General features: G+C 73.4%; 7 protein-coding genes. 6 read left to right on the top strand and 1 reads right to left on the bottom strand.

Annotation, left to right across the window (positions count from 1 at the left end; genetic code table 11):
• Positions 1-1054 (top strand): AAA family ATPase (locus BU198_RS03585; RefSeq protein WP_188295354.1); only part of this gene is annotated, 1054 nt, incomplete at its 5' end.
• Positions 1055-1101: 47 nt separating this feature from the next.
• Positions 1102-2328 (top strand): signal recognition particle-docking protein FtsY, encoded by a 1227-nt coding sequence (ftsY, locus tag BU198_RS03580; protein WP_188295353.1) that lies wholly within the window; start codon positions 1102-1104, stop codon positions 2326-2328.
• 176 nt (positions 2329-2504) lie between these two features.
• Here ftsY and BU198_RS03575 read toward each other — a convergent pair whose 3' ends face one another.
• A complete protein-coding gene (locus BU198_RS03575) occupies positions 2505-3182 on the bottom strand; it encodes a bifunctional DNA primase/polymerase (RefSeq protein ID WP_188295352.1) in 678 nt (225 codons plus the stop codon).
• A gap of 640 nt (positions 3183-3822) precedes the next feature.
• On the opposite strand from BU198_RS03575, the gene BU198_RS03570 reads away from it, so the two are divergent.
• From BU198_RS03570 to BU198_RS03555, 4 genes are all read left to right on the top strand, one after another.
• Positions 3823-5277: a hypothetical protein gene (locus tag BU198_RS03570; protein WP_188295351.1), complete on the top strand. Its 1455-nt coding sequence runs from the start codon at positions 3823-3825 to the stop codon at positions 5275-5277.
• A gap of 310 nt (positions 5278-5587) precedes the next feature.
• The gene (locus BU198_RS03565; RefSeq protein WP_188295350.1) at positions 5588-6973 is read left to right on the top strand and encodes an ammonium transporter; all 1386 of its coding nucleotides are present in this window, start codon (positions 5588-5590) and stop codon (positions 6971-6973) included.
• Positions 6970-7308: a P-II family nitrogen regulator gene (locus tag BU198_RS03560; protein WP_188295349.1), complete on the top strand. Its 339-nt coding sequence runs from the start codon at positions 6970-6972 to the stop codon at positions 7306-7308. Before BU198_RS03565 ends, BU198_RS03560 begins: the two co-directional genes overlap by 4 nt.
• Positions 7309-7398: 90 nt before the next feature.
• On the top strand, positions 7399-8372 hold a 974-nt coding region (locus BU198_RS03555), incomplete at its 3' end, for a nucleotidyltransferase domain-containing protein (protein WP_188295348.1).

The raw sequence follows: 8372 nt of genomic DNA, 5'->3' as shown, positions 1-8372 counted from the left end.
GAACGCCGTCGCGGCGGGCGCCCGGCAGCTGCTGGCCTGCCTGGAGGTGTCGCTGGCCCGCGCGGACGCCGGACGGGCGGCCGTCGAGCAGGCGCGCGCCGAGCGCGAGCACGAGCTGCGCGAGCACCGTGAACACGGCCGCGGCCTCAAGGAGGAGCTGGACAAGCTGGTCGACGCCGGGCACCGGGACGACGTGCTGCGGGCCGAGAAGCGGCTGCGGATCGAGCAGCTGGAGGCCCGCGCCCTGGAGGAGTTCGGCATCGACGGCGGCGAACTGCTCGCCTCGTACGGGCCCGATCAGCCGGTCCCGCCGTCCACCCCCGAGGAGGGGAAGGAGCCGGGGGAGCCGTACCCGTACGTCCGGGCCGAGCAGGAGAAGCGGCTGCGGGCCGCCGAGAAGGCGTACCAGCAGCTCGGCAAGGTCAACCCGCTGGCGCTGGAGGAGTTCGCCGCGCTGGAGGAGCGGCACGGGTTCCTCGGCGAGCAGCTGGACGACCTCAGGCGCAGCCGGCGCGACCTGCTGGACATCGTCCGGGACGTGGACGAGCGGGTCGAGCAGCTGTTCACCGCGGCCTACCAGGACACCGCCGCCCAGTTCGAGGGCGTCTTCGCCCGGCTCTTCCCCGGCGGGGAGGGCCGGCTGGTGCTCACCGACCCGGACGACATGCTCGCCACCGGGGTCGAGGTGGAGGCCCGCCCGCCGGGCAAGAAGGTCAAGCGGCTGTCGCTGCTGTCCGGGGGCGAGCGCTCGCTGACCGCGGTGGCGCTGCTGGTGGCGATCTTCAAGGCCAGGCCCAGCCCGTTCTACGTGATGGACGAGGTGGAGGCGGCGCTGGACGAGACCAACCTGCGCCGGCTGATCGGGCTCATGGAGGAGCTGCGGGAGAGCTCCCAGCTGATCGTGATCACCCACCAGAAGCTCACCATGGAGTCGGCCGACGCGCTGTACGGCGTGACCATGAAGGGCGACGGCATCTCGCAGGTGATCAGCCAGCGGCTGCGCGAAGAGCACCGGGAACGGCGGCCGCGGGCGGTCCGTACCGCATCGGTGTAGGGCGGCTGCGGTCCATCCGGGCTCCGGTCGCGGATACTGGAGCGGTTATGGAATACGTGATCCTTGCCGTAGTCATCGCCGTGGTCGCCGTCGGCGCGATCGCCGGCCTCGTCGTTTCCGGCAGACGACGCCAGCAGCTGCCCCCGAAGTCGCAGGCGCCGGTCATCACGGCGCCGAAGCCCACGCCGCAGGAGCCCCAGGTCGGCGAGGAGTCCGCGCCGCCGACCGAGGCGCCCCGCCGCACCATCGAGGAGGTGGAACTCCCGGCGGAGGCCGAAGCCCCCGAAGCCCCCGAGACCGTCGAGGTCGCACCCGCCGAGGCCGAGGCGGCGCCCGCCGTCGAGGTGCCCGAGCCCACCGAGGGCCGGCTGGTCCGGCTGCGCTCCCGGCTCTCCCGCTCGCAGAACTCGCTCGGCAAGGGCCTGCTCTCGCTGCTCTCCAGGGAGCACCTGGACGAGGACACCTGGGAGGAGATCGAGGACACCCTGCTCACCGCGGACGTCGGCGTCGCCCCCACCCAGGAGCTGGTCGAGCGGCTGCGCACCCGGGTGAAGGTGCTCGGCACCCGTACGCCCGACGAGCTGCGCGCGCTGCTGCGCGAGGAGCTGGTCGAGCTGGTCGGCAAGGACGCCGACCGCGCAGTCCGCTCCACCAAGCACGAGGAGGGCCCGGCCGTGGTCCTGGTGGTCGGCGTCAACGGCGTCGGCAAGACCACCACCACCGGCAAGCTGGCCCGTGTCCTGGTCGCCGACGGCCGCACGGTGGTGCTCGGCGCCGCCGACACCTTCCGTGCCGCCGCCGCCGACCAGCTCCAGACCTGGGGCGAGCGGGTGGGGGCGCGCACCGTGCGCGGCCCCGAGGGCGGGGACCCGGCCTCGATCGCCTTCGACGCGGTCAAGGAGGGCATCGCCGAGGGCGTGGACACCGTGCTGATCGACACCGCCGGCCGACTGCACACCAAGACCGGTCTGATGGACGAGCTGGGCAAGGTCAAGCGGGTCGTCGAGAAGCACGGCCCGGTGGACGAGGTGCTGCTGGTGCTGGACGCCACCACCGGCCAGAACGGCCTGATCCAGGCCCGGGTGTTCGCCGAGGTGGTCGACATCACCGGCATCGTGCTGACCAAGCTGGACGGCACCGCCAAGGGCGGCATCGTGGTCGCGGTCCAGCGCGAGCTGGGCGTGCCGGTCAAGCTGATCGGCCTGGGCGAGGGCGCGGACGACCTGGCGCCGTTCGAGCCGGGTGCGTTCGTGGACGCGCTGATCGGGGACTGAGGCTCCCCGCGTACGCGAGGCCGTACGAGGTCCGTACCAGGGCCTGGCGAAGGGTCCGCTCCCTCCCGGGGGCGGACCCTTTCGCGTGCCCGGCGGCCGGGCGGGTCCGCCGGCCTGGCAGGCCGGCGGACCGGTGGAGTCGCCGGTTCAGCGCGTTCCGGTGGCGGGCGGGCGGGTCACGAGGCCATCCAGGCCGGCTCCGCGGTGCGCTCGCGGCTGCGGTGGCAGGCGTACGCGAGGGTGCCGAGCAGCAGCCGGGCCTCGGGCGGGCAGCCCGCGTTGTCCCGGGTGGGGCGACGCAGCCAGCGGACCGGGCCGAGGCCGCCGAGGACGGTGGGCGGGGCGGCGACGTAGCTGCCCTCGCCGTGGCAGGCCAGGTCGAGCGCGGCGTCGTCCCAGCCCATCCGGTACAGCAGGTCGGGCAGGCGCCGGGCGGTGCCGGCGGCGACCAGGAACTGGAGCCGGCCGGTGGGGGTGGCGAGCACCGGGCCCACCTGGGTGCCCATCCGCTCCAGTCGGACCAGTGCCTGGAGGCCGGCCTGCTCGGGGACGTCCAGGACGTCGAAGGCGCGGCCGGTGGGGAACAGCACCGAGCCCTCGGTGCGGGCGGCGCCGGCCGGGCCGCCGCTCCCGGGTACGGGGTGCAGGCCGGGGGCGGCGCAGCGGGTGGCGCCGCAGGGACAGTGGGTCGGGGCGGTGGCGCCGGTGGCCGGGCCGCCGGTGACGACCGTCCAGCCCCAGCGACCGGTGTACTCCGCGGCGGCCTGGGACGCGGTGACCTTGGTGCGGCGGCGCGCGCCCAGCGGCGCCAGCCGCAGGTGCCCCAGTCGTAGTTCGCCGAACAGGTTGTCCATGCCTTCCCCAACAGATTCTCGTTGCCGATGGTTACGGGACGGTGACTGTGTGTCGATTGTCAGCCGTGTGGTGCGTAGTGCGGTGGCGGCGTGCAGCGCGTGGTGTGCGCCTGTTCCGCCGGTGCGCCTCGGGCGCCGCCTTGTGGGGGCGGCGCCGATGCCGGATCGTCGTGTGCGTGGGGCTGCCGCCGTCCGGAGTGGACGGTGAACTCGCCTGTGGCTGCGGTGGATTGCTGAGTCTGCCGAGTCCTCACGGATGCGCCGGGGGACTGGGCTGCCCGCATATGCCGGGCCGTCGGGACTCCCTAAGTGAAGCGTGTGGCCCCTGGCTTCGGTTCACTCCTGGGGGTGGCGAAAGGTGGCGTTTCGCCAGGGCCGCTCCCGCGGGCCCCTCGCGGGGCATTACGTTCAGCACGCGGATGTCGTCGAGGAGTCTGTCCCGGGCCCTGGAGGAACGGGAGTTGGGCATCTGACGGATCGTCCGCAACGATGGCACACCAGTGCGACGGCGCCGAGGTTCCGGCAGCACCGCGGCGCGGCGGCACCTTCAGGTACGGCACGTCTGGCAAGAGCCCGCAACCGTCGGGCGGTCACGACTCGGGGGCCCCGCGAGGGGCCGGGCGGGATGGGGACGTTACCCATGGCAGAGAAGCAACCGAATGAGAAGCTGACCACGTGGTTCGCCCGCAGCGGTTGGTCCAAGGGCGAGTTGGCCCGCCAGGTCAACCGCAAGGCCCGGCAGATCGGCGCCCACCACGTGTCCACCGACACCTCCCGGGTGCGCCGCTGGCTCGACGGTGAACAGCCCCGCGAGCCGATCCCCAAGATCATGTCGGAACTCTTCTCCGAACGGTTCGGCTCGGTGGTCTCGATCGAGGACCTCGGCCTGCGTGCCGCGATCCCGGTCTCGACCGTGGGCGGCGGTGTCGACCTGCCGTGGAGCGGCCCGCAGACCGTCCAGCTGATCAGCGACTACTCCCGCAGCGACCTCATGCTCAACCGCCGGGGGTTCCTCGGCACCTCGCTGGCGCTGACCGCGGGCGCCGCGCTGATCGAGCCGATGCAGCGCTGGCTCACCCCCGGCCCGACCGGCGTCCCCACTCCGATCCTCACCGCGGCCAACGGCGGCGAGGCGTTCACCGGCCGGCTCTCCGAACCCGAGCTGGAACTGCTGGAGCAGACCACGGTCATGTTCCGGCAGTGGGACGCGCAGAACGGCGGCGGGCTGCGCCGCAAGGCCGTCGTCGGCCAGCTGCACGAGGTCACCGACCTGCTCCAGGAGACGTACAGCGAGGACACCACCAAGCGGCTGTTCCGGCTCACCGCCGAACTCGCCCACCTGGCCGGGTGGATGTCGTACGACGTCGGGATGCACCCGAGCGCGCAGAAGTACTACGTGCTCGCCCTGCACGCCGCCAAGGAGGCGGGCGACCGCCCGTTCGGCGCGCTGATCCTCACCGACATGAGCCGCCAGATGATCCACCTCAACCGGGGCGAGGACGCCCTGGAGCTGATCCACCTGGCCCAGTACGGCAGCCGGGACACCGCCACCGCGCGCCAGCAGTCCCTGCTCTACGCGATGGAGGCCCGTGCCTACGCCACCATCGGCGAGGTCAACCGCTGCGCCAGGGCGGTCCGGCTGTCCGAGGACACCTTCACCGACATCCGGGAGGGCGACGGCGATCCGGACTGGCTGAAGTTCTTCTCACCGGCCGAGCTGAACGCCGAGAACGCGCACTCCTTCCGCGACCTCGCGTACCACTCGGACAACGCCGAGCTCTACGCCTCGATGTCGGCGCCGGTGATGGAGCGCGCGGTCGACCTCTTCCGCCAGGACGGCGACCACGTGCGCTCGTACGCCTTCAACCTGATCGGCATGGCCAGCGTGCACCTGTTGCAGAAGGAGGCCGAGCAGGCGGCGGTGATGGCCGAGCAGGCGGTGGACATCGCCACCAAGGTGCGCTCCGAGCGGCTGAACTCCCGGGTGCGCAAGACCACGGAGGCCGCGGCGGCCCGCTTCAAGGGCGTGGACGCGGTGAGCCGGCTCAAGGAGCGGGTGGTCCAGGACATCCCGGAGTTCGTCTCGGTGGTCTGACGGGCCCCGCCTGACGGGCCCGCCCGGGGGCTCCAGCTGGGGGCTCCACCGGAAAAGCTCCACCGACCGTGACGGCCGCCGCCGTCACGGTCGGTGGCATGTCCGGCGCCGGTGCCGCCGCCGGCCGGGTGGCGGGGCCGCGGTTCACGCAGCCGTAACCCGCGCGTCGTACGCGTCACGGCGGTGAAACAACCGGCCGCACCAGCCGAAACCAGCCTTCGGCACGCTCCTCTCCAACGCCGACACCCCGGGTGGCACCACGGGACGGGTCCCCGGGTGCGGATCGGCACTGGACGCAGAGGAGACGCCGATGCCGGACGGCTTCAGCGCGGGCGACACCGCCTTCGTACTCATCAGTGCGGCCCTGGTCATGCTGATGACCCCAGGGCTGGCCTTCTTCTACGGGGGCATGGTCAGGGCCAAGAGCACGCTGAACATGCTGGCGATGAGCTTCCTCTCGCTGGGCATCGTCAGCGTGCTGTGGGTCCTCTACGGCTACTCGCTCAGCTTCGGGTCCGACTCCTTCGCCGGCCTGATCGGCAACCTGGACCACCTCGGGATGCGCGGGATCGGCCTCGACGAGCTGACCGGGTCCATCCCGGTGACCGCGTTCGCGCTCTTCCAGCTGATGTTCGCGGTCATCACCCCGGCGCTGATCAGCGGCGCCGTCGCGGACCGGGCGAGATTCGCCGCCTGGGGCCTGTTCATCGCGCTCTGGGTGACGATCGTCTACTTCCCGGTCGCGCACTGGGTGTTCTTCTTCGACGGCGGCGACGGCGGCTGGCTGGGCGACCGCAACGGCGTGATCGACTTCGCCGGCGGGACCGCCGTGCACATCAACGCGGGCGCCGCCGGCCTCGCGCTCTGCCTGGTCCTGGGCAAGCGGATCGGCTTCAAGCGGGACCCGATGCGCCCGCACAGCCTGCCGCTGGTGATGCTCGGCTCCGGACTGCTCTGGTTCGGCTGGTTCGGCTTCAACGCGGGCTCGGCACTGGCCGCCAACGGCGTCGCCGCGATGGCGATGGTCAACACCCAGGTCGCCACCGGCGCGGCGCTGGTCGGCTGGCTGGTCTGCGAGCGGTTCAGGCACGGTGCCTGCACCACGCTGGGCGCCGCCTCCGGCGCGGTGGCCGGGCTGGTCGCGATCACCCCGGCCTGCGGCTCGGTCAGCCCGCTCGGCGCGGTGGCGATCGGGCTGGTCGCGGGCGCGGTCTGCTGCGCCGCCGTGTCGCTGAAGTACCGCTGGGGCTTCGACGACTCGCTGGACGTGGTCGGCGTGCACGCGGTCGGCGGGGCGATCGGCTCGCTGCTGGTCGGCCTGTTCGCCACCGGCGGGGTCGGCCAGGGCGCCAGGGGCCTGTTCTACGGGGGCGGGATCGGGCAGCTGGGCAAGCAGGCGATGGGCGTGGCGGTGGTCGCGGCGTACTCCTTCGTGCTGTCCTGGCTGCTGGCCAGGGCGGTCGACCGGCTGGTCGGCTTCCGGGTCTCCGGGGAGGTCGAGGTGGCCGGCATCGACCAGGCCGAACACGCCGAGTCCGCCTACGATTTCAGCGCCGTGGGGGCGGGTCTGGCCCGGGCCGCGTCCGGTCTGACCGGTGCCGCTGTCGGGACGGCCGCGGCCGAGAAGCCCGCTGTGAAGCCCGCTGTGAAGCCCGCCGAGAAGCCCGCCGAGAAGACCGAGGTCGACGCCCGATGAAGCTCATCACCGCCGTGATCAAGCCCTTTCGCCTGGACGAGGTGAAGGCCGCCCTGCAGGCCTTCGGCGTCCACGGCCTGACCGTCACCGAGGCCAGCGGCTACGGCCGCCAGCGCGGCCACACCGAGGTCTACCGGGGCGCCGAGTACACCGTCGACCTCGTCCCCAAGGTCCGGATCGAGATCCTGGTCGAGGACGACGACGCCGACGACCTGATCGAGGTCCTGGTCAAGGCCGCCCGGACCGGCAAGATCGGCGACGGCAAGGTGTGGAGCGTCCCGGTCGACACCGCAGTCCGGGTCCGCACCGGCGAACGCGGCCCGGACGCCCTGTAGACGCCGAAGCCCGGGCGGGCCCGTCACCCCTCCGGGGGAGCGGGTCCGCCGGTGGCGTCTCCCCTCGCACGACGGACGGGACCCACGCGCATGACCACTCCCAGCAGTGCTTCCGGCCCCCATGCCCACCCCGACCTCCCGGGCCTCCCCGACCTTCCAGACCCCCACGACCACCCCGCCGCCCGGGCCGCGCTGCTCGCCGCCCCCGGCCTCGTCGGCCGCCCCCGCCGCCGGGCGCTCGCCCGACTCACCGACGACTGGCTGGCCGGACTGTTCGCGGCGGCCGGTGCCCCGTCCGGCGTCGCGCTGGTCGCGGTCGGCGGCTACGGGCGCGGCGAGCTCTCCCCGCGCAGCGACCTGGACGTCCTGCTGCTGCACGAAGGACGGGTCTCCGGCGAGCTGCCCGAACGGATCTGGTACCCGGTCTGGGACTCGGGCGCCAGGCTCGACCACGCGGTGCGCACCGTCGCCCAGGCCCGCTCGGTCGCCGCCGCCGACCTCAGGGCCCAGCTCGGCCTGCTGGACGCCCGCCACCTCGCCGGGGACCGGGCGCTCACCGACGCGCTGCGCTCCGGGGTGCTCACCGACTGGCGCGCGAGTGCCCCCGCGCGCCTGCCCGAGCTGCGTGAGCTGGGCCGCGCGCGGGCCGAACGCCAGGGTGAGTTGTCCTTCCTGCTGGAGCCTGACCTGAAGGAGGCGCGCGGCGGTCTGCGGGACGTCGTGGTGCTGGACGCGATCGCCGCCACCTGGCTGGCCGACGCACCCAGGGAGGGTCTGGACGCCGCCGCCGAGCGGCTGGCCGACGTGCGCGACGCCCTGCACCTGGTCACCGGCCGGGCCACCGAGCGGCTCGGCCTCCAGGACCAGGACCAGGTCGCCGAGCGGCTCGGGGTGCTGGACGCCGACACCCTGCTGCGCCGGGTCTACGAAGCCGCCCGCACCATCGCGTACGCGGGCGACGTCACCTGGCGGGCGGTGGACCGGGTGCTCGCGGCCCGCAGCGGCCGGGGTCGGCGGGTGCGCCGGCCGGGCATCCCGTTCACCGGCCTCGGGCGCGGCGCCGG

It is taken from the genome of Streptomyces sp. CBMA156 (genome assembly GCF_014596515.1).
Taxonomy (GTDB): domain Bacteria; phylum Actinomycetota; class Actinomycetes; order Streptomycetales; family Streptomycetaceae; genus Kitasatospora.
This window is presented reverse-complemented; position numbering and strand designations above follow the sequence as displayed.

What these genes read in the sequence shown, in the direction of transcription:
- ftsY (WP_188295353.1), top strand. Translation starts at nt 1,102, where the DNA reads ATGGAATACGTGATCCTTGCCGTAGTCATCGCCGTGGTCGCCGTCGGC.
- BU198_RS03575 (WP_188295352.1), bottom strand. Translation starts at nt 3,182, where the DNA reads ATGGACAACCTGTTCGGCGAACTACGACTGGGGCACCTGCGGCTGGCG.
- BU198_RS03570 (WP_188295351.1), top strand. Translation starts at nt 3,823, where the DNA reads ATGGCAGAGAAGCAACCGAATGAGAAGCTGACCACGTGGTTCGCCCGC.
- BU198_RS03565 (WP_188295350.1), top strand. Translation starts at nt 5,588, where the DNA reads ATGCCGGACGGCTTCAGCGCGGGCGACACCGCCTTCGTACTCATCAGT.
- BU198_RS03560 (WP_188295349.1), top strand. Translation starts at nt 6,970, where the DNA reads ATGAAGCTCATCACCGCCGTGATCAAGCCCTTTCGCCTGGACGAGGTG.